Genomic DNA, 25,326 nt, shown 5'->3' with positions numbered 1-25,326 from the left:
CGGAAGGAAATCGATGCACGCACGGAAAGGCGGTGCCGACCAGGTGCCGCAGATGGATCAGGGGATACCGTTCGTCTTCGACGTCGACGGCACCACCTGTTTCAATGGGACGCAGATTCCGCCCGAGATCGTTGAGGCGATCGCACGGTGCCGAGCCGGGCACCCCATCCTGTTTGCCTCGGCCCGCCCGATTCGCGACCTCATTCCGGTGCTTCCCACCGAGCTGGCCGATGTCCCACTCATCGGCGGCAACGGCGCGTTTACCCGGTCCGACGGGCGCATCGAGGTGACAAAGTTCAGCGACAGCGTTCGGCGCTCGATCAACGACATCATCGATCGGTACGAGCTCGAGTACCTTATCGACAGTTCCTGGGACTACAGTTTCCATGTAACCCAGGAACGGGAGATCCTTGATCGTGTCGACCAGGCGGGCCTGGCGAATCGTGTGGCCCGGGAGGAACTGCCGGAATACGCCAAGGTCGTTCTGTTCGGCGCCGGAGAGGTCGCACTGACGGAACTGACCAAGCTCGGTGTGACGATCAATATCCACCAGTCCGAGGACCTGGTGGACCTGTCCCCCAAGGCGGTCGACAAAGCGACGGCCCTCCTCGCGCTGAACATTCCCGCCAAGGAATATGTCGCCTTCGGCAATGACCAGAACGATCTGCGCATGTTCGAGAACGCCGCATATTCGGTATGCGTCGGCACAGCGGAGGCCGGAAGGCGCGCGGACTGGGTCATCACGCGAGCCGATGTCGGCGCAGCCATCGACGCGCTGTCGAGCAACGTCGGGGCACCCGCCGTCAGTTGAAGGCTCTGGAAGGTTCTTGAAGGCTCTGTGGCCGCGTGCCCGGCACGCGGCCACTGCCCGACACGCGGCTACCGGGTGGGCCGGCCGGCGAAAGGGAGTGGACCGCCCTCGGTGACGGCTGTGACCATGGGAGCCCGTTTGCTGCAGTGTGTGGAGGAAGCACCGTGGGCCCTGCCGTTCCCGTTGATCCGACCGTGCTGCACCCGATGCCCGGGCAGCCGCGTGTGGTGCTGCTGAAGCCGCTGGTGACCTCGCCGCTGATCGAGGTGGGGGAGTTCACCTACTACGACGATCCGGACGACCCGACGGCCTTCGAGACCCGCAATGTGCTGTACCAATACGGGCCGGAGAAGCTGGTCATCGGGAAGTTCTGTGCGCTGGGGGAGGGGGTGCGGTTCCTCATGAACGGCGCCAACCACCGGATGGACGGCCCCTCGACATTCCCCTTCCCGATCATGGGCGGATCCTGGGCCGCGCACTTCGATCTGATCACCGGCCTGCCCGGCCGGGGTGACACCGTGGTCGGTCACGACGTCTGGTTCGGATACCGGGCCACGGTGATGCCCGGCGTCCGCATCGGTCACGGCGCGGTCGTCGCGTCCGGGTCCGTCGTCGTCGATGACGTCCCGGATTACGGGATCGTCGGAGGCAACCCGGCCCGCCTCATCCGTCGTCGCTTCACCGATGCGGACATTGCCCGGCTGCTGGCAGTGGCCTGGTGGGACTGGCCGGTTGAGCACCTGACCGCACACCTCCCGGCGGTCATGTCGGGCAGCATCGACGAACTGGAGGGGGCGCGCCCCGGGGAGCGGTAGTGCGCTTCGGTGCCATGACACGGGCCGGTGCGTGAGCCTGCCCGTCCGCGAGGACACAGCCCGTGCCCCGGCCCGTCCGCGCGTACGCCCCGTCCGCGCGTACGCCCCGTGCCCCGGCCCATCCGCGAGGGCGTCGCTTCCCGCCCTGGCCGCCGCTACCGGTGCGGGTCGTCCACCAGCCGCAGAGGCAGCGACTTCAGCCCGTTGATGAAGTTCGACACCAGCCGCCGGGGAGGCTCGGCGACCGCCAGGGAGGACACCAGGCGAGCCGTCTCCTCGTACAGCACCCGCAACTGCAGCCGGGCGAGATGGGCACCCAGGCAGATGTGCGGGCCGTCACCGAACGAGACATGGGGGTTGGGGGAGCGGGACAGGTCCAGGCGGTACGGGGCGGCGAAGGCCCGCTCGTCGTAGTTCGCCGAGCCGTGGAAGACGACCACTTTGTCGCCGGCGCGTATCCGCTGTCCGGCCAGCTCGGTGTCGCACACGGCGGTCCGGCGGAAGCTGAGCACCGGCGGATGCCAGCGCAGCAGCTCCTCCACAACCGTCGCCGTCCCCACCTCACCGGTGCGCAGGCCGCGGTATGCGTCCGGGTGCCGGGCCAGTGCCAGCAGGCCGCCGGGGGCCGCGCTGCGTACGGTGTCATTGCCCGCGATGGTCAGCAGGAAGAAGAACATCTCCAGCTCGGCTGTGGCCAGTTCGCCGTCCGAGGCCAGGACGGTCATGACATCGTCGCCCGGGTGCCGTCGTTTGTGGGCAGCCAGCTCACGCGCGAAGCCGAACATGTCCTGCAGCATCGCCGGGGACCGCGGGTCGGCTAGGCGGCCGTCCGGGCCCGGGGCGGTCTGGCCCGACTCGTCCGGGTCCTGGTAGCCGATGACGCGCCGGGTCCAGGCCAGGAGCAGGCCGCGGTCAGCGGGTGGCACTCCGAGCAGGTCGGCGAGGTTGAGCAGCGCGAAGTCGTCGGTGACATCGGTGACGAGGTCGCGTACCCCGTTCCCCGTATGCGCGGCATCGACCGCCGAGGTCAGCAGGTCACGGGCCCGCTCGCGGACGGCCGAGCCGAACCGCTCGATGCGGCGGGGGGTGAAGGCACGGCTGACCAGGCGCCGCAGCCGCCCGTGGCCGGGAGGGTCCTGGTTGAGCATCATGCGGCGGATGAACGGCAGATCGGCGGGGTCCGGATCGCGGATCTGGGTGGCTCCCAGCTGGGAGGAGAACCTGCCCGCGTCCTTGAGCACCCGTACGACGTCCGCATGGCGCGTGACCGCCCAGAAGCCGGGGCCGGCAGGCCAGCCGAGCACCTCGTGCTCCTCCTGCCAGGCCACCGGATGCCGCTCACGCAACAGCCGGTACGCCGCGTGCGGCAGGCCGTCCGCGTAGCCGCGTGGGTCGAAGACGTCCGGGACGTCCGGGACGTCCGGGACGTCCGGCACATCGGGCGCGTCGGGCACATCCGGCTGAGCCGCACCGCTGGCGGGCACGGTCATCCGGCTTCGGCCCCGTCGCCGTCCCTGTCGCCACTACCGTCCCTGTCGCCGCTGCCGTCCCCATCCCCATCCCCATCCCCATCCCCGTCCCCGTCGGCGCGCAGGAAGTCCTCCACGGCCCGGATCAGCTCCAGCGGGGTTTCGTCCATGGCGTAGTGCCCCGCCGAGGGCAGCTCCACCAGCCGGCTGTTGGCGTACCAGCGCATCCATGTCGCACGCGCGAGTTCGGCGGTCAGCGCGGGATCCAGCGCCCCGGTCACCGCGAGCGCCGGCACCGCCGAGCCCTCGACCTCGGCACAGAACGTCTCCCCGGACCAGGAATCCAGCCAGGAGCGGAACGCCTTCGGATCGCTGCACTCCAGGGACCGCCGCACCATCCGGTCCAGCCAGGCGGCCGGGCGCTGCCCGCCGGTGGTGAGATCGATGATGACCCGCCGGTTCTCCGGCGAGTGCGCCGCCGAGGAGAACAACTCCCACTGCTGCGGTGGCAGCGGCAGCCCGGAGGCAGGCACCGGCGAGATTCCCACCAGTCTGCGCACCCGGTCCGGAGCCGCGGCCAGTACCCGTTGGACGACACTGGCGCCCATCGAATGCCCGACCACCGAGAACCGGTCCCAGCCCAGCCGGTCGGCGAGCGCGAGCACATCGGCCGCGCCCTCGCCCGAGGTGCACGTGCCGACCGCGCCCCTCGCCTCGCCATAGCCACGGAGGTCGACCAGCGCGTACTGGAAGGCGCTCTGATCGAGATCCGGCAGGACCGGGTCGAAGGCGGACCTGTCGGCGAACCAGCCGTGCACGGCGATGACCTTGTGCGGTCCCCGTCCGTGCAGGGCATGAGGCAGTACGAAGGAAGCCACGCGCACTCCAGAGGTGTGACGAACCCGCAGGCGGCCAAGGGCCACGTGCGACCACACTGGCCGTCCTCTCCCCGCCGTGCAAGAGCGCCACGGACCGGGTACGGCAGGCGGGAGGGCGTGTACGGGCGCAGGTTCTCTGCGCCGCGGCAGGTGGGAGCCTTTCCGGCCCCGGGCCGGGGGAGGCCGCCGCGGAGGTCAGCTGCCGGTCAGTTTCTCCTGCAGCCAGTCGAAGACGACCTCGCAGTGCTGCTGCGGTGCCATCGGGGAGCAGTGCAACTGCGCGCCGGTGGCCGCGGTGAGCTTCACGTAGTCCTTGGGAGCCGTCAGCTTGTCGAACATCTGGCGCGGCTGTCCCGGGTAGAACTGCTCGAATTCGTAGTCGAGCACCAGCGTGGGCATCATGATCCGGCCCACGACGTCCGTGATGTCCAGCGACTTGATCAGGGTGGCGGGGGTGTAGAAGTCGGTGAACATCTTGCCCTTGCGGGCCGCGAGCATCGCCGGCACGGAGAACGGCTCGAAGCGCTTCTTCATCGTCGCGGCCGCGGACGGCGGCAGGTCCGGGACGACTTCTTTGTTCCAGATGGCGTTGGTCTTCTCCTTGTCCGGGGTGAGGATTTCCCGGATCTCCGGAGGAAAGCCCAGCCAGGGCGTGAGTACACCGGGCATCGCCACCAGCGCGGCGATCCGGTGCTCGAAGGCCGCGGCCCGGGGAGCCAGATTGCCGGCCATGCTCAGCCCGGTCAGCGCGATCTTGCCGCTGTCCACGTCCGAGCGGGCGGACAGCCAGTCGACGAGCGGCGTGACGACCCTCTCCCAGCGTGGTGTGAAGACCACCTGGTCGACGAAGAGCAACTGGCCCTGTCCGGGACCGTCGTACACCAGGGCGTTCCAGCCGCGCTGCAGAGCGGCCGGGACGCCATAGGTCCACATGTCGACGTTCTGCCCGTCGCTGCCGTTCGTGAGGATCACGGTGGGGCGCCGCTCGCGGGAGTCGTCCGGCCGGAAGAACCACACGGGCAGCGGGGTCTTCCCGTACGGGACGCGGGCCGTCACCGGTGCCGGGTCGCACCGCTCGCAGAACGCGTCCCAGGCGTCGCGCCCCGCCGTGTACAACTGCTCCTCGCTGCCGGGGGTGTGGGAGCCGAGGACGAAGAAGAGCCCCTGGCCGTAGTACTGCGCGGCCCGCAGGTCCCGGAACCGTGTGGTCTGCGTCCCGGGCTCGGTGTCCTGAGGCGGTTCCCTCAGCTGATCGCCGAGCTTCCTGAAGGTGTCGGTGTACGTCTGCGCGGAGAGGCCGTCCTTGTTGATGGTGTTCACTGCGGTGAGCACCTCGCCCACCTCGCCGGCGCCGTAGCCGGACGCGCCGAGCGCAAGGAGCCCGTTGAAATTGAAGCCGGGGTCCTTGAAGAGCGTCATCACACCGGGCGTGGGATCGCTCGCCGTGGCGTAGGCCCACGCCGTGCGACGGGCCGTGGGCGCGGTCGCGGGCGAGCCGCCCGAGGTGCCGCACCCGGAGGCCAGTACGGCCCCGGCCCCACCGACGAGCCCGGCCAGCGCGGTGCGGCGGGTGGGGCCGGATGTGTGATCAGCCGATACGTACGTCATGCCGACCGAACGTACGAGCCGCGCGCACCGGTCCCCCTCTGCGACACCCGCCCTTCCCCCGAACGGCACTTCACACCGGCGTCCGGGACCGTTTCGGCCGCCCTGCAGCCACCACGCTTGACCTTGTAGTTGTTGCAAGGACGACCATGGCGTCATGTTGTCGATCGGTGAATTCAGCGAAATGTGCCATCTGCCGCCGCAGACCTTGCGGTACTACCACTCCGAGGGGCTGCTCGTCCCGGCCGGTGTCGACGAGCGGACCGGCTACCGCTCGTACCTGCTGCAGCAGGTCGAACAGGCCTCGACGACGCGTACGCCGACATCACCCGCATGCGCCATCTGCTGCACGCCGACGGTGTCGAGACCACTGCGGCGATCACGCCGATACCCGGGACGTCCCTCAGTCACTGAGTCGCTGCGTGACCGCACGCAGCCGCTTGCCCCGTCTGCCCGTCACCGTTCTGACCGGGATCAGTACCGCCCACCACAGCTTCGCGCCCGTCGGGGAGACATAAGCGAGCGGTACGGCGGTGGCGAAGACCAGCACCGTGGACGCAAGGTCGGCCATATCGTTGCGCGCGACGGGGTCGGGCAGCGCCGCGCGCCCCAGCCACGGCCGTTTCCAGAGCACGGCCGTCAGTGCGAGCTGCGTGGCTCCCATGGCCGCGACGGCGCCGGAGTAGATGGCCACCGACTGCGGCAGGTCCCCGTACTCGGCGAGCAGGGTGGTGGGGAACGGCATCAAGGCGATCAGCCCCAGGCCCAGCAGCCCGAGTCTGATGACCGTCCCGTCCACCTCCCGCACGTACTGGAAGATCTGGTAGTGGCCGCGCCAGAACGCCGCAACGACCAGCAGGCTGAGGGCGTACGCCCACACCTTGGGCATCACCTCGCCGAGCGCCCGGTCGAAACCGGCGGGGCCCAGCCCGTCGGGCAACGAGATATCCAGCGCCAGCAGCGTTATCGCGATGGCGAACACTCCATCGGACAGCGCGAGGAACCGGGCTGCGCTCCCCTCGTCGTCCCGCATCCGCCGGTGATCGTTCACCACGCCACTCTAGGATCACCGGCACCGGATTGTTCCGATTGATCCCGTTGATCCCATGCCCGTGTTGAGCCGCCCCAGGGTTTGCACCCCTCCACTCTGCGACGCCGGCCCGCGATGTCTCTTCGGGCGCCCCGTCAGTCCGCGGTCTCCCCGATACCTCTTCTGTCGTAAAGTCTTCGTCAACTACCTTTGTGACACATCACGTTCGCGTGGTGTCCGACTATCGGGTTTCGCTACGCGGGGGAGCGGTGCAGGCCTGCGATTCGAAAGCGTGACTCCGCGTTGGCCATCGATTGTCCTAGTGGAGGTCGCAATGTCCTTAGCTGGCAGGGTAGTTGGCGTTACCGCTCCGTAAACATCTTGTGATCGACAAATGTGTCGATGCCAAGAAGGATGTGCTCGATCCGTACCGACCCCCACTTCAGCTGCACATGGCTGATTCGGTGCGCATGAGGAGAGACATCACCATGGGCCGATATCTGCTGCGCCGATTGGCGAACTACCTGGTCCTGGTCATCGTCGCCGCGTCCTTGACGTACTTTCTGGCCGGGCTCAGCCTCAATCCCCGCGCCAAGTTCGAGGGCCGCAACCCGCCGCTGCCCGCGTCGTCCATCACCAAGACACTCGACGACTACAACATGAACCCGGACACCCCGATCCTGTCCCGGTTCGGACACTGGGCGGAGGGCGTCGTCCACGGTGACCTCGGCAAGACCATCGAAGGCGATGACGTCAACGACGACTTCGGCAGGCGGGTAGGTGTCTCCACCCGGCTCCTGCTGATCGCCACCCTCATCGGCTCCCTCGGCGGTGTCGCGCTCGGCGCATTCGGCGCCATCCGCCAGTACCGCCTCTTCGACCGGTTCACCACCCTCACCTCGTTCTTCGTGCTGGCCATGCCGGTGTTCGTGATCGGTGTCGCGCTCAAGATCGGTGCCACCGCGGTCAACGACGGCACACAGACCATCAAGGTGCTCGGTGAGTACGACCCGCAGTACGCGGGGCAGTGGAACTTCGACGCCCTCGTCAACCGCGCCCAGCACATGCTGCTCCCGGCACTGACCCTGATCATCCTTCAGGTGGCGCTCTACAGCCGCTACCAGCGCTCCACCATGCTCGACGTCCTCGGCAGCGACTTCCTGCGCACCGCCAGGGCCAAGGGGCTGCGCCGACGAAAGGCCCTGGTCAAGCACGGGCTGCGGACCGCGATCCTGCCCGTGGTGCCGTTGCTCGTCTACAACATCGTGCTGCTCTTCACCGGAGCGACCTTCACCGAGAAGACCTTCGGCTGGCACGGCATGGGTGAACTCCTCGTCGACTCGATCAACAAACAGGACGTCAACTCCGTCGCCACGGTCGGGTTGTTCACGGCCGTCTTGGTACTGATCGCCGGCGTGCTGTCGGACCTGCTGTACGCGGCGCTCGACCCGCGCGTACGGGTCCGCTGACCTCCCCCAGCTACCGCCGGAGGTGCCCCACCCCAGCTATCGCTGGGAGGTGCCCCCACCCCGGCTGCTGCTGGGAGGTGCCCCTCAGCTACCGCTGGGAGGTGCCCCATCGCCGACCGGCCCCCACCCCCACCGCCCCTCAGGAGAGCGCGCGATGAGCGTCCAGCTGCCCCCTGCGACCGAACCGGTCCCCGGCCCCGTCCCGCCCGGTGAAGCCGAAGGCCGTCCCACCAAGGCCCGTACCTCACGAATGCGGCTGACAGCCCGTCGTTTCGCCCGGAACCGACTGGCACTGCTCGGCCTGGCGCTGCTCGTGCTGCTGTTCGCCGGCGCCTACGGCGGCCCGTTCCTCACCAAGTGGGACTACCAGCAGCACGACTTCATGAACTTCCTCGCCGGCCCCTCCGGGGACCACTGGTGGGGCACCACCCAAGGCGGCGTCGACCTCTTCTCGCTGACCATGCGCGGTCTGCAGAAGTCGCTGATCATCGGCCTGCTGGTCGGCCTCATCTCCACCTTCCTCTCCGCCACCGTCGGCGCCTTCGCCGCGTACTTCGGCGGCTGGACCGACCGGGTGCTGATGTGGATCGTCGACCTGCTGCTGGTGATGCCCTCGTTCCTGATCATCGCCGTGCTGTCGCCCGCGTTCCGCGGTGCCACCTGGCTGGTCTTCGTCTTCCTGCTCGGCGCCTTCAGCTGGATGGTCACCGGGCGGGTCGTCCGCTCCATGACCTTCACGCTCAAGGACCGCGAATTCGTCAAGGCTGCCAAGTACATGGGCGTCCCCGCGCCCGTCATCATCTTCCGGCACATCCTGCCCAGCATGGCCTCGATGCTGATCATCGACGTCGTCATCCAGGTCGGCGCCGCGGTCATCGGCGAGAGCAGCCTGTCGTACTTCGGGTTCGGCGTGCAGGCGCCCGACGTGTCCCTCGGCACGGTCATCGCCGACAACACCACCAACGCCTCCACCTACCCGTGGCTGTTCTTCTTCCCGGCCGGCTGCCTGGTGCTGATCGGCGTCTCCATCTCCTTCATCGGCGACGGGCTGCGTGACGCCCTCGACCCCAACGCGTCCGGCGCGAAGGCACGTTCGCCCCGCAAGAAGAAGCGGCAGCGACCGTCCGCGGCCGCGGTGGTCCCGGCACAGGCGACGGCTCCCGGCACCCGGTCCGACGAATACGAGACGTCCGCCGGCAGCCAGGGCGCCGCCTCGTGAACCGCGCCGCACACCCCCAGCACCAGCACCAGCACCCCGCGCACCGCGCGCCCCAGGAAGGACCCCGACGGTGACCGAGACCAGGCCGTCCCAGCCCACCGAGGCCCTTGACGAGGCGCAGCCCGTCCTCGAAGTCAGCGACCTGACGGTCTCCTTCCCGAGCGAGGCGGGCGAGGTGCAGGCCGTACGCGGCGTGTCCTACGCGGTGCGCCCCGGGGAAGTGCTCGGCATCGTCGGCGAGTCCGGCTCCGGCAAGTCCGTCTCTTCCATGGCCGTGCTCGGGCTGCTCCCCGAGAGCGCCGAGGTCGCCGGGTCCGTCAAGCTCGCCGGCCGTGAACTGCTCGGCCTCGGCGACGCCGCCCTGTCGAAGATCCGTGGCAAGGACATCGGGATGGTCTTCCAGGACCCGCTGTCCGCGCTGACCCCCGTCTACTCCGTCGGCGACCAGATCATCGAGGCCCTTCAGGTCCACCAGTCCCTGGACAAGAAGGTCGCCCGCAAACGGGCGATCGACCTCCTCGACGTGGTCGGCATCCCCGACTCCAAGCGCCGGGTGGACGCCTTCCCCCACGAGTTCTCCGGCGGGATGCGCCAGCGCGCGATGATCGCCATGGCCATCGCCAACGACCCCAAGGTCATCATCGCCGACGAGCCCACCACCGCCCTCGATGTGACCATCCAGGCCCAGGTCCTGGACGTGCTCAAGACAGCCCAGGAGGTCACCGGCGCCGCCATCGTCATGATCACCCATGACCTCGGTGTCATCGCCGGCTTCGCCGACCGGGTGCAGGTCATGTACGCGGGCAAGCCGGTCGAGGCGGGCCCGGTGGACGCGGTCTACTACGGGCCGCGGATGCCGTACACCATCGGCCTGCTCGGCTCCATCCCGCGGCTGGACGAGGCCCGCGCGGAGGGCACCGCACGCCGCGCGCTCACCCCCATCGACGGCAACCCGCCCAAGATGGTCGACCTGGCGCCCGGCTGCCCCTTCGCCCCCCGCTGCCCCATCGCGATCGACCGCTGCCGCACGGTGGAACCGGAGTTGACCCTCGCCGAGGGCTCCGACCACCCCACCGCCTGCCACCGCGCCCACGAGATCGGCGCGGGCCTCGACCGCGACGCCGTCTACCCGGTGCCGGTCCTCCCGGAAGCCGGCACGATCGAGCGGCTGCCGCGCGAGGAGCGGCCCACCGTTCTCGCCCTCGACGGACTCGTCAAGCACTTCCCGCTCACCAAGGGCGCGCTCGTCAAGCGCACGGTCGGCACCGTACGGGCCGTGGACGGCATCAGCCTGGACATCCGCGAGGGCGAAACGCTGGGCCTGGTCGGCGAGTCCGGCTGCGGCAAGACCACCACCCTGCTGGAAATCCTCGACCTGCCCAGCGGCCAGGCCGGCACCGTCACCGTCTTCGGCAAGGACATCCGCGGCCTCAGCCGGGCGGACCGCAAGGGGCTCCGCCGTGACATGCAGATCGTCTTCCAGGACCCGATGGCGGCGCTCGACGCCCGGATGCCGATCGGTGACATCCTCGCCGAGCCGCTGAAGACCCACGGCTGGGACAAGGAACGCATCGCCGCCCGTATCCCCGAACTCCTCGACATGGTCGGCCTGGAGGCCGAGCACGCCGACCGCTACCCGCAGGAGTTCTCCGGCGGTCAGCGCCAGCGCATCTCCATCGCCCGCGCGCTCGCGCTGGAACCCAAGCTGGTCATCCTCGACGAGCCGGTCTCCGCCCTCGATGTCTCCATCCAGGCGGGTGTCCTCAACCTCCTCGACGAGCTCAAGACCCGTCTCGGGCTCAGCTACCTCTTCGTCGCCCACGACCTGTCCGTCGTCCGGCACATCGCCGACCGCATCGCGGTGATGTACCTCGGCCGGATCGTGGAGCTCGGCGCGGCCGACGAGGTCTTCGCCGCGCCCTCCCATCCGTACACCCAGGCGCTGCTGTCCGCGGTCCCGCTGCCCGACCCGCGCAAGGAGCGGGAACGCGGCCGGATCCTGCTCAAGGGTGATCTGCCCAGTCCCGCGGACGTGCCGGCCGGCTGCCGGTTCGCGGGCCGCTGCCCGAAGTACGCCGGGCTCGGCGAGAGCGAGCAGGCACGCTGCCGGGACGAGGACCCCGCCACGGTCGTCCTCGGCACGGACCACACGGCGGCCTGCCACTACGCGGCGCCGCTCGATGTCGTCGAGCCCGCGGCGGACTGACAGGCCGCCCACCCGACCGTTCCGGTCCGCATCGCTTCGCACCACACATCCATAGCCGGCACGTGAGCCGGAAGTTCCCGACAGCTCAGGAAGAGGCATCCGTGAAGGTCTCCCGATATCCCCTCGCGCTCGTCGCGACCCTCGCCGTGTCGTCGCTGGCACTGACCGCCTGCGGCGGCTCGGACGACGACGCGGAGCAGAAGGCGCCGGAGGGGACGACCGCCCTTAACATCAAGGCGACCGCCCCCGCGAAGCTCAAGCAGGGCGGGACGATGAACTGGGCCGTCCAGACGTTCGCCACCCAGTGGAACGTGGCCGAGATCGATGGGCTGGAAGGCACCGAGGTGATGAAGTCCCTCATGCCGAGCCTGTGGCACTCGAACGCACGCGGCGAGCAGGTGCCGAACAAAGCGTTCCTGCTGGACGCGGACTCCCAGACCGTCAAGGGCAAGCAGGTGGTCACCTGGCATCTGAACCCCAAGGCCAAGTGGTCCGACGGCACCCCGATTACCTGGAAGGACATCGCCGCCGGCACCCGCGCCATGGACGGTCACGACAAGGCGTTCAAGGTGACCACCACCGTCGGCTTCGACCAGGTGGCGGACGTCAAGAAGGGCAAGGACGACTACGAGGCCGTCATGACCTTCGCCAAGCCGTTCGCGGACTGGAAGGGCATGTTCAACGCGGCGAACAACCAGCCGCTGTATCCGGCGAAGTACGTCTCCGACTCGAAGTCCTACAACACCGCCTACGTCAACAAGATCCCGGTCACCGGCAACGCCTTCAAGGTGGGCAACATCGACAAGTCCGCCAAGACGGTCACGGTGGTGGCCGATCCGAAGTGGTGGGGCGACAAGCCCAAGTTGGACAAGATCGTCTTCCATGCGATGGACCAGGGGTCGATGCCCGGCGCCTTCGCCAACGGCGAGGTCGACTACTTCGACGTCGGCGGCGACTCCTCCGCCTACAAGCAGGCGTCCAAGGTGTCGGCCGGTGAAATCCGTGAAGCTGGCGGCCCCAACTACCGCCAGCTCACCTTCAACGGCAAGAGCGCCAAGCTGAAGGACCCGAAGGTCCGGCAGGCTCTCTTCAAGGCCACCGACCGCGCCACGATCGCCAAGTCGGACCTCAAGGGCCTGGGCTGGAAGCCCTCCACCCTGGACAACCACCTCCTGATCGCCAACCAGAAGGGGTATCAGGACAACGGGGGAAGGCTCGGTAAGTACGATCCGCAGGCGGCCGGGCAGCTCCTCGACGAGGCCGGTTGGAAGCTCAGTGGCAAGGTCCGCAAGAAGGGCGGCCAGGAGCTGTCGCTGCGGTTCGTCATTCCCTCCGGCACCCCCGCGGCCACCAACGAAGGGTCGATGCTGACCCAGATGTACCGGCAGATCGGTGTGAAGCTGCAGGTACAGACGGTGCCGAGCAACGACTTCTTCGACAAGTACATCACTCCGGGTGACTTCGAGGTCACGCCCTACACCCTGCTCGGCACACCGTTCGCCGCGAGCGGTGCCACCAACGTCTACGCCGCCAACGGCGGCAACAACTACTCCAAGGTCGGCAGCAAGAAGCTGGACGACCTCCTCAACGCCGCCAGCAGCAACGCTGCCGACCCGGCCGGCGCGCTCAAGGCGACCAACCAGGCAGACGCCGAGGCCTGGCAGCTCGCCGGAGTCCTGCCGCTCTACCAGCGTCCCGACATCGCGGCGATCAACAAGAAGCTCGCCAACATGGGCGCCCTCGGTATGACCGACCCGGTCTACGAGCACATCGGCTTCACCAAGTAGTCCGCTGAGCAGCAGGCACCCACACGCCGGTGGCTGTACCCGAACCGTTCGGGTACGGCCACCGGCGTTCGTCCGTGGTGGAGTTGACCGAAGCCGCCCACCATCGGGAGGAGAGGCTTGCCGGAAGGCCCTTCACGCCCAGCGGACGGGAAGGCTCCGCGGACCCCGGAGCAACGCGCCCAACCGCCAGGAGAGGTCGGCCGGGTGGGCGTCCAGTTCCAGTGCCGGGCAGCGCTCCAGGAGCGTGCGCACCGCGATCCGGGCCTCCAGCCGGGCGAGCGGGGCCCCGAGGCAGAAGTGGATGCCATGGCCGAAAGCCACATGGCCCCTGGCGTCGCGGGTGATGTCGAAGCGGCCGGGATCGTCGAAGCGCAGGGGATCGCGTCCCGAGTCGGAGATCACGGGGAGCACCACCTCGCCGCCGCCGGGGATCACCGTGCCCGCGATCTCGGTCGGTTCGACGGTGAAACGGAAGGTGGAGGTCTCCAGAGGTCCGTCATAGCGCAGCATCTCCTCGACCGCACCGCCGATGAGGGATGGATCGGCGCGCAGCAAGGCGAGCTGATCCGGGTGGGTGAGCAGGGCCAGGACCCCGTTGGAGATGAGATTGGCGGTGGTCTCATAGCCGGCGATCAGCAACAACTGGGCCATGCCGAGCAGTTCTTCCCGGCTGAGCCGGTCGCCGTCCTCGTCGCTCACCGCGATCAGATCGGTCAGCAGATCGTCGCCGGGCCGGGCGCGCTTCGCCTCCACGAGGTCGTCGAGGTACCCGGTCATGGCCGTCAGGGCTTCCCTGGTCTGCGGCGTCCTGGCACCGACCATCAGGATGTCGGTCCAGGTGCGGAAGGCCTCCCGCTCCAGGAAGGGCACTCCCAAGAGCTCGCAGATGACGGTGACCGGGAGCGGGAAGGACAGCGCCTCGACCAGGTCACCGCGGCCTTCGGGCCGCTTGAGCATCGCCGCCAGGAGCTCGTCGGTCATCTCCTGGACCCGTGGTGCGAGGGACGCCACCCGGCGCGCGGTGAAGGCTCGGGCGACCAGTCCGCGGATGCGGGTGTGCTTTGGCGCATCGGAGCGGAGCATCGACACGCCGATGGACACCCGCTGCAGGGACAGCGCGGACGAGGCGTGCCGCCACTCCTTCGACAGACGGGGGTCGCTGAGGGCCGCGCGCACCTCTTCGTAGCCGACGACCAGCCAGACGACCGTGCCCTCCGGGAGCCGTACGCGATGCACGGGCCCGCGCTCGCGCAGTCGCGCGTACACCTCGTAGGGATGGCGGACGAAGTCCTCCCCTAACGCCGCCAGATCAAGGGTCTCCACCGGTTCCGTTGCCATCTGGACTCCTGTCCCCGTGACCTGTGCCGCGGTGCGTCTGGGTACGGGGGGACTAACCGTGAGGGCAGCTCCGCAAACCGTCAGCCGTCGCCGCGAGGTCGTCGCCCGGCGGTGGCGCGGCCGGCAGCCGTGCGCCCCACCGCGGTCGGGCCGCCGGAGGAGCGGCCCCGCCCTGGCCACCGCCTGCGCTCCGCCCGTGCTCCGTGCGTGCTCCCTGTGTGCCCCGGCGGCCAGCTGCGCAGGGGGCGGTGGCGGACGGACGGGGTGCATGATGGAGGTAATCGAATAAACGCACGTGAAGAGGCGTCATTCGTGAGCGAAGGATTTCTGGAGACCGATTACGAGAGCGATGCCGCCCCCGGGGGCACACGGCCCGACCGCGAGGGGCAGGCCGAGGCGTTCGACGCGATCGGCGACCGCTACGACGAGGCGTTCCCGTACAAGAAGGGGCAGCTGGCCGCGGCCGAGTGGCTGATCAGGACGCTGCCCACCGGGGCCCGGGTGCTGGACCTGGGCTGCGGAACCGGCCTCCCGACCGCGCGGCAGCTGGTGGAGGCGGGCTTCGAGGTGGTCGGCGTCGACCTGTCCCGTGGGATGGTGGACCTCGCCCGGGAGTATGTGCCTCGTGCAACGTTCCACCGCCTGGACATCGCCGACCTGGCGCCCGACGGCCCCCACGACCTTGGCCGTTTCGACGCCGTCGCGGCCTTCTTCTCCCTGCTGATGCTGCCGCGCGCCGAGATCCCCTGTGCGCTGCGCACGGTCCACGACCTGCTGGTTCCCGGTGGCCTGTTCGCCCTCTCGATGGTGGAGGCCGATGTGGACTACTTCACGATCCCGTTCCTCGGCAACACCATCCGGGTGTCCGGCTACCTGCGGGACGACCTGCGCGCGGTCCTCGAGGAGGCGGACTTCGAGATCGTCGACGAGACCTCGTACACCTACGCCCCTGCGATCTCGGACGTGCCGCCCGAGGAACAGCTGTTCCTCAATTGCACGCGACGCGGCTGAGGCCACCGCCCCGCGGTCCCTGACACCCACCGGACGGACGCGACGAGTAATGGAGCCCCGCACCCCCGACCAAGGTCCCGGCCCGCTCCCCGCCGGGACCGAGGGGCATGGTGTGCCCCAGGACCTGGCAGTGCACGCCACACCCGTGGACACGGGCACCGCTCCGCCGGCCCGGCCGCCGCCTCCCGCAAGCGGCCGTCCCGAGAGCGCGTCCCCCAAAGGCCCGGCCGCTCCCGACCGCGGCACCACCCGTCCCGATCCGGCCGCCGCCGAGCGCCCCGTGCAGGGCGTCCGGGACGCGACGGAGCGCGCCCCCGGGACACCGACCGACCGGCTTCGCTACCTCGAAGCCGCCACGCGGCAGATCGCCCGGGGCCTCGACCAGGACGAAACCCTCTGGGAACTGTGCCGGGCAGCGATCCCCACCTTCGCCGACGCGATTCTCGTCCATCTGCGTGATCCCCTTCCGACCGGGGAGCGGCAGCCGGCCGGCCCTCTCGTCCTGCGGCTGCACAGCATCGCTCAAGGGCAGGAGGGCCTGGTCACCGCCGCGCCGGTGGGCTCCGGCGACTTCGTCCGGCTGACGGTCACCGGCCGGTTCGCCGAGCTCCTGCTGGCCGGGCGTCCCGCGTTCGGCGAGGCCCCGGAGATCGCCCCCGCAGTGACCGAGCTGACCGCATTGCTGAAGCCGGTGGCGAGCACGCCGGAGACACCGCCACCGGGCCGACGGCTGATCATCGCCCCGCTGTACGGCCGCCGCCATCTCGTCGGAACCGTCGCCCTGCTGCGCGGCGCCGAGCGGCCCGCCTTCACGGGCGACGACCTCCTCGTCGCCTCCCAGCTCGCCACCCACACCGCCTTCGGCGTCGACAAGGCGATGCTCCACGGGCACGAGGCCTCGCTCGCCGATGCGCTCCAGCTCACCATGCTGCCCTCGTCGCTCCCCGAGACCACGGGTGTCCGACTGGCGAGCCGGTACCTGCCGGCCGCCGAGACCTCCCAGGTGGGCGGCGACTGGTACGACGCGATCCCGCTGCCCGGCAACCGCGTCGCGCTGGTCGTCGGTGACGTCATGGGCCACTCGATGACCTCCGCCGCGATCATGGGACAGCTGCGCACCACCGTGCAGACCCTGGCCGGGCTCGACCTGCCGCCGGAAGAGGTCCTGCACCACCTCGACGAGCAGGCCCAGCGCCTCGGCAGCGAGCACATGGCGACCTGCCTCTATGCCGTCTACGACCCCATATCGCAGCGGCTGCTGGTGGCCGACGCCGGCCATCTGCCCCCGGTACTGCTGCACCCGGACGGGTCGGCCCGAGTACTGCGGATTCCGCCCGGCGCGCCGATCGGGGTGGGCGGCGTCCCCTTCGAATCCGTGGAGATGCCCGCGCCCACGGGAGCGACTCTGCTCCTGTACACCGACGGCCTTGTCGAGTCCCGGGGGAGGGACGTAGGCACAGGAGTGGAGGTGCTGTGCGCCCGCCTGCAAGCCACCGCCGCCGCGGTCAGCTCCCCGCCGCTGGAAATGCTCTGCGACGCGGTGCTGACCATCCTGGACCACGGCGACCGGGACGACGATGTTGCGCTGCTCGCCGCCCGGTTCGACGGTTTTCCGCCGCGCAATGTCGCCTACTGGTTCCTCAACCCGGAGCCGCAGACGGCCGGCCGCGCCCGGCAGCTGACCCGCAGAGCGCTGCACCGCTGGGGCCTGGACCCGATGCTCGATACGACCGAACTCCTGGTCAGCGAGGTAGTGACGAACGCGGTGCGCTACGCCTCCCGGCCGATCGCGCTGCGGCTGCTGCGCACCGATGTGCTCCGCTGCGAAGTCGGCGACGATTCACCGCAGGTGCCCCGGATGCGGCGTGCCCAGGCGGGTGACGAGGGCGGACGCGGCCTGTTCCTGGTCGACTGGCTCGCGCAGCGCTGGGGAGCGACCCGGCTGAGCACGGGCAAGGTCGTGTGGTTCGAGCAGCCGATCCCCGAGGAGTACCGCCCGAAGGACCTGAAGGACCTGAAGGACCCGGAATTCCCGGAGGTCGCGGAGGACCGGAAGGACCCGAAGGACGGCGACGCGGCGTAACTCCGACACCGTGTTTCGGTGATGCCGCGCAGGGCACACGCTCTGCAGTCCCCGGCCGGCCCCCCCGTCCGGCCGGGGGCTCTCTCCGGCAAAGGACTCCCGTCCGGCTCCGGCTGAGGACTCCCCTCCGGCCGCAGCGCGGGTACGACCACACCCCGGCGACACCGCACGGCGTACGGACCCGCAGCCCCCGGAGACGCGGAATGCACGGGACGGCGCGGACGGCCGCACGGCTACACGGGCGCCCGTGAGCGCGGTTCACGCGGTCGCTCCGCGGTGACGATGTGTCGGATGATCGGCCAGGTGTTCCACCGGCGCATTCCGGCTGCTGCGTCGCGCGCCCGGCCGGTGGGAGGAATCTGCCGCCTAAACCTCCGCTCAGCCTGTCGCGTTTTCCCTCACGGCTCGTTGACGCTCACATGATTCCCTGTAGCAGCCCCCTCTCTGGTACCAAAACGATGAACAGACCGAAGAGTGTCAGCTGGGCCGGACGTATCGCGCTGATCGAGCCCGCCCCCAAGCCGGCCCGTTACGCCCGCTATCTGGCGCCCCATTGGAAGGGCATGGCGCGCCTTGACAGTGACAACGGGATCGGTGCCCTGCCGGCTGTCTTCCTCCTTCTGCTCGCCGGGGTGCTGCTGTTCGGAGCCGGCGGGGCCGGTGCAGCCATGGTGGTACGGGCAGCCTGCGGCCGGCCCCCGCTGCTGCAGCTCTGGCTGACCTTCGACACCGCCACTGCTCTCATCCTGGCCGCCTCCTACTGGCTGGTGAGCCGCTACGGCCTGCGGTTCTACGACACCGAACCCGCCGAGAACGAAATCTGGCGCCTGGTGACCGTGGCCAACACCGCCTGGCGCGCCCTTCCCCGTTCCCACCGCCGCCTCCACCAGCCCCGCCTGCGCGCCGCCAACACCGCGGCCCGCCTGCTGCTCACCGACCACACCGATACCCGCACCCGTCAGGTCCTGGCCGCCCATACCGAGCTCCTGCGCCACCTGTCGATCACCGTTCTGCCGGACACCCAGCCGCACGGCCAGGCGGACGAAGCCCTCAGCGCCGTCCTCGCCCACCACGAGGCGGACGCCTGCCAGATCCTCGACGCCGCCGCCACTGCCCCGGCCCCGCCCACCCCGCTTCCGTCCCTGGCCGCCGCCTCGGCATAGCGGCCACTTCCTTCACTGCCGGCCTCAGCCCTCCCCGGAGAGGGCTTGGCGGTTGCGCCGCAGGAAGTCACGCTCCGCCGCGTTCTCGGTGCGGGCGATCGCCTTCTCGTATGCCAGGGCCGCCTCGGTATCGCGGCCGAGGCGACGGAGCAGGTCGGCGCGGACGGCATGGAACAGGTAGTAGCGGTCGAGCTGAAGGCTGCCGACGACGGCGAGTGCCTGCTCGGGCCCCTCGACCTCGGCCACCGCCACCGCGCGGTGAAGAGCCACCACGGGGCTCGGGTCGAGGGCGAGCAACTGGTCGTACAGCTGCAGGATCTGCCGCCAGTCGGTGGCTGCCGCGGTCGGTGCGTCACTGTGCACGGCCTGGATCGCCGCCTGGATCTGGTAGGGGCCCGGCTGGTTGCGTCGCAGGCAGCGCCGGACGAGGGCGTGGCCCTCGGCGATCAGACCGTGATCCCATCGACGGCGGTCCTGGTCGGCCAGCAGGACCAGGGTGCCGTCCGGGCCGGTACGGGCGGCGCGGCGCGAGGCCGTCAGCAGCATGAGGGCGAGCAGACCCGTGGCCTCGGGCTCGTCGGGCATGAGCGCGGTGAGCAGCCGGCCGAGGCGGATCGCTTCCGTGCACAAGTTGTCGCGGACCAGCGCCTCGCCCGAGCTGGCCGTGTAGCCCTCGTTGAAGATCAGGTAGAGGACGGCCAATACGGCCCGGAGGCGGTCGGGGAGGTCGGCGTCGGCAGGGACCCGGTAGGGGATCCGGGCATCGCGGATCTTGCCCTTGGCCCGGACGATCCGCTGCGCCATGGCCGGCTCGGCGACCAGGAAGGCGCGGGCGATCTCGGCGGTGGTCAGCCCGCCGAGGAGCCGGAGGGTCAGGGCGACCCGGGCGGCGGGGGCGAGTGCGGGGTGGCAGCAGGTGAAGATCAGGCGTAGCCGGTCGTCGCGCACGGGTCCCTCCTCGGCCGGTGCGTCCCCGGCGTGCAGCAGAGCGGCTTGGGCCTGCCGGTCCTCGCGGGACGCTTCCCGGCGGAGGCGGTCGATCGCCCGGTTGCGGGCGGTGGTGATGATCCATCCCGCCGGGCTCGGGGGCAGCCCGGCGGACGGCCAGCGCTCGGACGCCGTGGTGAACGCGTCCTGGACCGCTTCCTCGGCGACATCGAGGTCACCGAACACGCGGACCAGGACGGCGACCGCGCGGCCGTACTCCTCGCGGAACACGCCGGAGATGTCCGCTGCGGTCGCCCCTGGCCCGCCGGATGTCACCCGCAGGACCCGTCCTGCAGCGGCCTGACCTCGATGGGGAGGGTGGTGGCGCGGGCGAGCTTGCGACCCCATTCGAGGGCGGCATCGAGATCGGGTGCCTGGATGACGGTAAAGCCACCGATGTGCTCCTTGCCCTCGATGTACGGCCCGTCGGTCGTGAGTACCTCGTCGTCCTTCTGCCGCACCACGGTGGCGGTGCTCGCCGCGTGCAGACCCCCGGAGAACACCCAGGCGCCGGCCGTTCTGAGCTCGGCCTTCAGGGCCTCGACGTCCCTGATGATCGGCTCCAGGAACTCCGGCGGCGGCGGGGTCCCGTCCCCGTCGGGCTGGTAGATGCTGAGCAGGTAGTGCGTCATGGTGTGCCTCCTTGGCCGAGTCATCCGGCCCTGTGCCGGCGTCGTCTCACTCTCTATACGAACGGCCTCGTCGCGGATCGACGCCGGAGGACGACCGGACGGCAATTTTTTTGCGCCCGCTCCGGGAGTGGGGGAGCGGAGACGTTTTCCACGGAGGTCCCTCTGGGGTCTCCGCGGAGGTGCCCCTGTGGAGGTGCGCTCTGCGGAGGTGCCGTGCGCCCTGGGCTTCTCCCAGCATGAGCACTTGCCTTCTCTCAGCGTGAGCCCTCCGTCCCGTGAGCCCTTCCCTGCCGCGTGCCTTTGGGGGAATGCAGCCCCGCTCACGTTCGAAGGCCCGCTCGCGGTGATACCACGTTGGGGTATGCGCGCAGGGCGGGCGCCCCGCCCCTCGTGCGGCAGACGTCCCTCTTCCGGCCCTGGGCACGGGAGGGGAGGGAGGTGGTGGCGGCCAAGTGCGGAACCGGTCCGGCAGGGATCACGGGCGTGGCCCCGCTGCCCACGGGGGCACGGCACAGCGGCGCAGGAACCGCGCGCGGCGTCTGGCCCGCGGGGCGCGTGTCATCGGCATCCGCTGCTCGGCAGGGGGCATGCCGTATCGCGGTCCGGGCGCGGAGGCCGAGGTCTCGCCGTCGCTGCGGGTGGCGGCGGCCTACGGGTGGCGCCTGATCATCGTGGGTGCCGCCGTCTACGCGATCTTTGCGGCACTGGGGCGGTTCCAGCTGGTGACGCTGGCCGTGTTCCTGGCCTTGGTGCTGACGGCCCTTCTGGAACCGTTGGTCAGTCTGCTGAACCGCTGGATGCCACGGCCCGTGGCGGTCGCGGTCGGCCTGCTGCTCGGCATCGTGCTGCTCTTCGGCATCCTGAGTCTGATCGGGGCGAATGTCGCGGGCGAGTGGGAGGGACTGCGCCGGGAGTTCGTCGGCGGCGTGGCGAGGATCGAGCGGTGGCTCGAAGGGCCGCCGTTCCGCCTGCGTGCGGGGACGCTCTCGGATGTCCAGGCGCGCGTCTCACGGTTCGTGTCGAGCCATCGCGCGAGTCTGATCAGCACCGCGCTCAGCGGGGTGGGTCAGCTGGTGGAAGTCCTGACGGTGGGCGTGCTGGCGCTTTTCTGTGCGGTGTTCTTTCTGCATTCGGGGGACCGGATGTGGGGGTGGTTCGGCGGTCAGCTGCCGGGGCGCGGGCGGCACCCTGTGCGTCTGGCGGGGCGTGCCGCGTGGGTGACCTTCACCGGGTACACCCGCGGGATCGTGGTGGTGGCCGCGATCAATGCGGTGCTGGTGGGGGTGATGCTCTTCGTCCTGGGAGTTCCCCTCGCCGTTCCGCTGGCCGTGCTGGAGTTCTTCGCCGCCTTCATCCCGCTGGTGGGTTCGCCCATCGCACTGGCGGTGGCCGCCGTCGTGGCGCTGGCCGCGAAGGGGCCGCTGGTGGCCGTGGTCGTGGTGCTGCTGATCGTGGTCATCGGACAGATCGAAGGCCATGTGCTGCATCCCCTCGTGATGAGCCGGGCCGTCCGTCTGCATCCGGTGGTGGTGGCGCTCTCGGTCATCTGCGGCAGCGTCACGGCGGGCGTGCCCGGAGCGGTCGTCGCCGTACCGCTGGTCTCCGTGGCCTGGTCCGTGTACGGCGTCCTGCGCGCGCACCCACGCCCGCCCTCCGCCTCTCCGGGCTCTCCTGGACGCTGAGTGGTACCACCCGACGACGGCCGACGAGCTGGTGTGACCGGTCGGCCGCGCCGCCACGGCGGTCGGCAGCACCGGTACGAACCGTCCCGGCTTTGCAGTCCGTGAGCCGTGTGTGAAGATCGCTCGTTGCGGAGGGCGGGGGAAACCAATGAGGTCAAAGGGCGTGGAGTGGGTAATTCGGTCTGGCCGGGTGCATCGGGTGTACCGAGTGCATCGGGTGCACCGGGTGCAGCGGAGAAGTCCGTTGCATTGCACGGGGGGTTGGTGCTGAGGCCGCGCGGACCGGTCGATCTGCGGGGCTCGGGAGACGTGCCGGCCCTGTTGTCGTATCCCCCGGGAGCGGTGGTGGTGGTCTCCGGGCTGCCGGGCAGCGGAAAGAGCACCTTGCTGCGACGTTGGTCCGAGGCCGCGTGCGTGGTGGACCCGCGCACCGTGCATCTCGCCTGTGAGGCGGTGATGCCGGCCCGGTTGCCGTACGCGGTGTACCGCCCTTGGGCGCGGTGGAAGTACTTCCGGTGGCTGCGTACGGCGGTACGCGGCGGCGAGGCATTGCTGGTCCACGATTGCGGTGGCCGGCCGTGGATGCGCCGGTGGCTGGCCAGAAGCGCCGGACGGCAGGGGCGCGAACTGCACCTGGTGCTGCTGGACGTAGGGGTGGCCGAGGCGTTGTCGGGTCAGCAGGCCCGCGGCCGGTGGGCTCCGCGCCGTGCCTTCGTCCGGCATCGCAGAGGCCTCGACCGGTTGCTCGGGGCGTTGCCCGAGCTCGGCCCGGCGCAGTTGCCTGCCCCACGAACTGCCGCCGACGAAGCGGATGACGCCTCACCCCCACACGCCACCAGGCGTCCGAAGCAGTCCGCACCACCGGCGAACCCGGCCGCCGACCCGGTGCCGGAAGCGCACTCGGTGGTCCTGCTGGACCGCGGTTCACGAGAGCAGGTGACGGCAGTGGAGTTCCTTCCCGCACCGGCCCGGTCCCACTGACGGAAAACGGGGGATAGGACTCCCACCGGGCCTCGCGACCGTCGTCCGGACCGTCCCCGCAGGGGCCGCACGCGGGGGCTGGTTTGCGGGTGGCACGAGGTGCAAGGCACCCTTACGTCATGTCATACGTGAGGCTCGAAGCCTGGATCGGTGGAGAGTGGCTGGAAGTGGACGCCGTGAGCGTCACCGTAATGGACTCCGCGCTGACCCTGTCCTTCGAACCTCAACGAAGCGAGACGGCCTACCGGAGTCTCATCTGGGAGCCCCTGGAGAACTTTCTCAGGGAGTACCGCGACGAGCCGGTCGTCGTGGTGCCGCTGGGGCGCAACCTTCCGGTGATGTTCGGCCCCGGCGCCGCGGGACCCTTCCGGTTGGCGGAGACGTCGGGCAAGTGACCCGCGATCGTCCCTCCCGGCTTCACTGAAAGACCAGGACACTGTGGCCCCCGCCGAGCGGCGGGGGCCGCGGCGCGTCAGCCGGTCGACCGGCGCCGTCACTGCCTGATTGATTGAGGAGGGCTGCGGGCGCCGGCCACCAGCGCCGCGGACGCGCGGCGCGGGTGGTGGCGCCGACCAAGGCGCTCGGCGTCACCAAGTGCGGGTTCTACGAGTACTTCGCGGACCGGGACACACTGCTGGAAGCGATAGCTCGCAACGTCTCATCCCCTTGGGTCCCGCGTCACCGCATCACACGCTCGGTGGACCCGGGCTAAGTGAGCCCGGTCTCTGCCTTGCTGAACAGCACACCCTTGGAATAGAAGAACACCGCGCTGCTGCTTCCGTCGGCGCCGTAGCACGTCCAGGTGAGGGGATAGCCCTCGGCGGGCTTTTCGCTTTCCCGCTGGCAGGTGCTGGCGTAGGTGAACAAGGTCTTCTCGCTGCTGCCGGCCTTGAGCTTCTGGTATTCGGCGAGGGTCAGCGGGTCGGTGGAGGCGGTGCTGCCCTGGTAGGCGCCGGCGATCACGAGAAGGCCGAGTATGCAGACTCCGGCTATCGCGCTCTTCTTCACGGGTGGGGTTGTCCTTTTGCGGGTGGGCCGGGGAAACGGGCCTGGGCTGGAGGGCGTCCCTCAGAGGTGAGGGGCTGCCGGTACGACGTCGCCAGTGACGGCGAGGAGGTGAGCGCAGCCGTGGGCGGGGGCGGCGGACGCGGACTGCTCGGGCACGGCGGCACCTTTCTGCGGGCGGGGGCGGCGGACGGGCCGGCAGGGGGAGTCTATGCGGCGCGCTCTCACGGCCGCGTCGGGATGCCCGCCCAGGAGCACCCACCGAAGCAGAGTCCATGACGCGGTCGAGGAGGCCGATGTCCCCGCCGGTGCGTGGGTGCCCGGCTGCCGATACGCATACGTCGTAGACAGACGGCTCGTGGGCGAAGGACCGGCGTCGTGGTGGTGGTTGGCGAGGCGTGCTCCATCAGTTCATGGAGGGCGAGCCACCGGTACTCCTCGCCGAAGCGCTCGGCCTTGTGAGCCTGGCGTGATGAGGGAAACGAACCGCGGAATCCGTCCAAGTCGTCGAAGAGCTGAGGGGGCCGGCCCAGCTCGTCCACGCGGGCGATGATGAGCAAGCCGGTGACGCTTGGCTGCGGCCCACTCGTGCTCGCGCCGCGCCTCCGGATCCACTGTCAAGAGGGCCTTGACGGAACTGGCCAGCTCATCGCCGGCCGGTGAGCTGGTGACAAAGCCTCCCGGCGGACGCCGTCGGCCCCGTTCCCGCCGCTGCTACCAGCCTTCTCACCCCGGCCGTCAGCCGCCCCTGAGCGGGCGGGGTGTCCGCTCACCGATCACGCGAGGCAGATCGGACCACACCGTTCACTCTGGCCAATCTGGCAACGGCGTTCTCGTGACCAGCGGATCTTCCGCAATCCCCCGACGCGCGGTGAGCAGATTTAGCCGTATCGCAGCCTGTCTTGATCACAATCTGGGCTAATCCTTGATCCTTGAGGCCATCTCGTTGCGCGTGTAGCGTCTCACCGGTCGACTGATGAACATCATTTTCGGGCTGCAAGGTGGTCGGCATTCGGACTGTTCGCAGCGTTTGTCGGGTACCGACTGCCTGACAGGGCCGCCGGCATGACATCCATGCCGGTTATCTGTTCTGACCTGCCGGTCGACTATCGAGCGTGACCATTAACGAATGCATCCAGCCATTTTCCTCCTCGC

At 69.7% G+C, this 25,326-nt stretch carries 20 protein-coding genes and 1 pseudogene; 13 read left to right on the top strand and 8 right to left on the bottom strand.

Going from position 1 to position 25,326, the window contains the following annotated elements; all coding sequences use genetic code 11:
- Nucleotides 1-13 precede the first annotated feature (13 nt).
- A complete protein-coding gene (locus ABR737_RS04470) occupies nucleotides 14-811 on the top strand; it encodes an HAD-IIB family hydrolase (protein ID WP_350248876.1) in 798 nt (265 codons plus the stop codon).
- 206 nt (nucleotides 812-1,017) lie between these two features.
- Nucleotides 1,018-1,626 (top strand): CatB-related O-acetyltransferase, encoded by a 609-nt coding sequence (locus tag ABR737_RS04465; RefSeq protein ID WP_350256669.1) that lies wholly within the window; start codon nucleotides 1,018-1,020, stop codon nucleotides 1,624-1,626.
- A 155-nt stretch (nucleotides 1,627-1,781) separates the two neighbouring features.
- Here ABR737_RS04465 and ABR737_RS04460 read toward each other — a convergent pair whose 3' ends face one another.
- The 3 genes from ABR737_RS04460 to ABR737_RS04450 form a co-directional block, all read right to left on the bottom strand.
- Nucleotides 1,782-3,116, bottom strand: a complete 1,335-nt coding sequence (locus tag ABR737_RS04460; protein ID WP_350248875.1) for a cytochrome P450 — start codon at nucleotides 3,114-3,116, stop codon at nucleotides 1,782-1,784.
- A complete protein-coding gene (locus tag ABR737_RS04455) occupies nucleotides 3,113-3,973 on the bottom strand; it encodes an alpha/beta fold hydrolase (protein WP_350248874.1) in 861 nt (286 codons plus the stop codon). Before ABR737_RS04455 ends, ABR737_RS04460 begins: the two co-directional genes overlap by 4 nt.
- A gap of 195 nt (nucleotides 3,974-4,168) precedes the next feature.
- Nucleotides 4,169-5,581 carry an alpha/beta hydrolase family protein gene (locus ABR737_RS04450; protein WP_350248873.1) on the bottom strand — a complete coding sequence of 471 codons (1,413 nt, stop codon included), beginning with the start codon at nucleotides 5,579-5,581 and terminating at the stop codon, nucleotides 4,169-4,171.
- Between the two features lie 154 nt (nucleotides 5,582-5,735).
- On the opposite strand from ABR737_RS04450, the pseudogene ABR737_RS04445 reads away from it, so the two are divergent.
- Nucleotides 5,736-5,873, top strand: a pseudogene (locus tag ABR737_RS04445) (MerR family DNA-binding transcriptional regulator); the annotation flags it as partial.
- Nucleotides 5,874-5,981: 108 nt separating this feature from the next.
- On the opposite strand, the gene ABR737_RS04440 reads toward ABR737_RS04445, so the two are convergent.
- Complete coding sequence (locus ABR737_RS04440) at nucleotides 5,982-6,632, bottom strand: TMEM175 family protein (RefSeq protein WP_350248872.1); 651 nt, start codon at nucleotides 6,630-6,632, stop codon at nucleotides 5,982-5,984.
- A gap of 464 nt (nucleotides 6,633-7,096) precedes the next feature.
- On the opposite strand from ABR737_RS04440, the gene ABR737_RS04435 reads away from it, so the two are divergent.
- The 4 genes from ABR737_RS04435 to ABR737_RS04420 all read left to right on the top strand — a co-directional run bounded on the left by ABR737_RS04435 (nucleotide 7,097) and on the right by ABR737_RS04420 (nucleotide 13,289).
- Complete coding sequence (locus tag ABR737_RS04435; RefSeq protein WP_350248871.1) at nucleotides 7,097-8,077, top strand: ABC transporter permease; 981 nt, start codon at nucleotides 7,097-7,099, stop codon at nucleotides 8,075-8,077.
- Between the two features lie 154 nt (nucleotides 8,078-8,231).
- A complete protein-coding gene (locus ABR737_RS04430; RefSeq protein ID WP_502964278.1) occupies nucleotides 8,232-9,296 on the top strand; it encodes an ABC transporter permease in 1,065 nt (354 codons plus the stop codon).
- 70 nt (nucleotides 9,297-9,366) lie between these two features.
- Nucleotides 9,367-11,502, top strand: a complete 2,136-nt coding sequence (locus ABR737_RS04425) for an ABC transporter ATP-binding protein (RefSeq protein ID WP_350248870.1) — start codon at nucleotides 9,367-9,369, stop codon at nucleotides 11,500-11,502.
- A 101-nt stretch (nucleotides 11,503-11,603) separates the two neighbouring features.
- Nucleotides 11,604-13,289, top strand: coding sequence for an ABC transporter family substrate-binding protein (locus ABR737_RS04420; protein WP_350248869.1), 1,686 nt, complete (start codon nucleotides 11,604-11,606; stop codon nucleotides 13,287-13,289).
- A 132-nt stretch (nucleotides 13,290-13,421) separates the two neighbouring features.
- Here ABR737_RS04420 and ABR737_RS04415 read toward each other — a convergent pair whose 3' ends face one another.
- The gene (locus ABR737_RS04415) at nucleotides 13,422-14,627 is read right to left on the bottom strand and encodes a cytochrome P450 family protein (protein ID WP_350248868.1); all 1,206 of its coding nucleotides are present in this window, start codon (nucleotides 14,625-14,627) and stop codon (nucleotides 13,422-13,424) included.
- 312 nt (nucleotides 14,628-14,939) lie between these two features.
- Between ABR737_RS04415 and ABR737_RS04410 the strand changes: the two genes are divergently transcribed.
- The 3 genes from ABR737_RS04410 to ABR737_RS04400 all read left to right on the top strand — a co-directional run bounded on the left by ABR737_RS04410 (nucleotide 14,940) and on the right by ABR737_RS04400 (nucleotide 18,884).
- Nucleotides 14,940-15,638: a class I SAM-dependent DNA methyltransferase gene (locus tag ABR737_RS04410; RefSeq protein ID WP_350248867.1), complete on the top strand. Its 699-nt coding sequence runs from the start codon at nucleotides 14,940-14,942 to the stop codon at nucleotides 15,636-15,638.
- A gap of 124 nt (nucleotides 15,639-15,762) precedes the next feature.
- Nucleotides 15,763-17,721 (top strand): ATP-binding SpoIIE family protein phosphatase, encoded by a 1,959-nt coding sequence (locus ABR737_RS04405; protein ID WP_502964468.1) that lies wholly within the window; start codon nucleotides 15,763-15,765, stop codon nucleotides 17,719-17,721.
- Between the two features lie 458 nt (nucleotides 17,722-18,179).
- A complete protein-coding gene (locus ABR737_RS04400; protein WP_350248865.1) occupies nucleotides 18,180-18,884 on the top strand; it encodes a hypothetical protein in 705 nt (234 codons plus the stop codon).
- Between the two features lie 24 nt (nucleotides 18,885-18,908).
- Here the strand turns inward: ABR737_RS04400 and ABR737_RS04395 are convergent, their stop codons facing one another.
- On the bottom strand, nucleotides 18,909-20,147 hold the full coding sequence (locus ABR737_RS04395; RefSeq protein ID WP_350248864.1) for an RNA polymerase sigma factor: 1,239 nt from the start codon (nucleotides 20,145-20,147) through the stop codon (nucleotides 18,909-18,911).
- A complete protein-coding gene (locus tag ABR737_RS04390) occupies nucleotides 20,144-20,503 on the bottom strand; it encodes a YciI family protein (RefSeq protein WP_350248863.1) in 360 nt (119 codons plus the stop codon). Before ABR737_RS04390 ends, ABR737_RS04395 begins: the two co-directional genes overlap by 4 nt.
- Nucleotides 20,504-21,090: 587 nt before the next feature.
- Here ABR737_RS04390 and ABR737_RS04385 point away from each other — a divergent pair.
- The 3 genes from ABR737_RS04385 (at nucleotide 21,091) to ABR737_RS04375 (ending at nucleotide 23,561) form a co-directional block, all read left to right on the top strand.
- A complete protein-coding gene (locus ABR737_RS04385; protein ID WP_350248862.1) occupies nucleotides 21,091-22,185 on the top strand; it encodes an AI-2E family transporter in 1,095 nt (364 codons plus the stop codon).
- 264 nt (nucleotides 22,186-22,449) lie between these two features.
- A complete protein-coding gene (locus ABR737_RS04380; protein WP_350248861.1) occupies nucleotides 22,450-23,166 on the top strand; it encodes an AAA family ATPase in 717 nt (238 codons plus the stop codon).
- A gap of 119 nt (nucleotides 23,167-23,285) precedes the next feature.
- On the top strand, nucleotides 23,286-23,561 hold the full coding sequence (locus ABR737_RS04375; protein WP_328390600.1) for a hypothetical protein: 276 nt from the start codon (nucleotides 23,286-23,288) through the stop codon (nucleotides 23,559-23,561).
- A 313-nt stretch (nucleotides 23,562-23,874) separates the two neighbouring features.
- Here ABR737_RS04375 and ABR737_RS04370 read toward each other — a convergent pair whose 3' ends face one another.
- Complete coding sequence (locus tag ABR737_RS04370) at nucleotides 23,875-24,174, bottom strand: hypothetical protein (protein ID WP_350248860.1); 300 nt, start codon at nucleotides 24,172-24,174, stop codon at nucleotides 23,875-23,877.
- Nucleotides 24,175-25,326: the final 1,152 nt, after the last annotated feature.

The sequence above is a fragment of the Streptomyces sp. Edi2 genome (assembly GCF_040253635.1).
In the GTDB taxonomy this organism is placed as follows: Bacteria; Actinomycetota; Actinomycetes; order Streptomycetales; family Streptomycetaceae; genus Streptomyces.
Note: the sequence above shows the minus strand (reverse complement) of the source record. Positions and strands in the feature narration are given on the sequence as shown.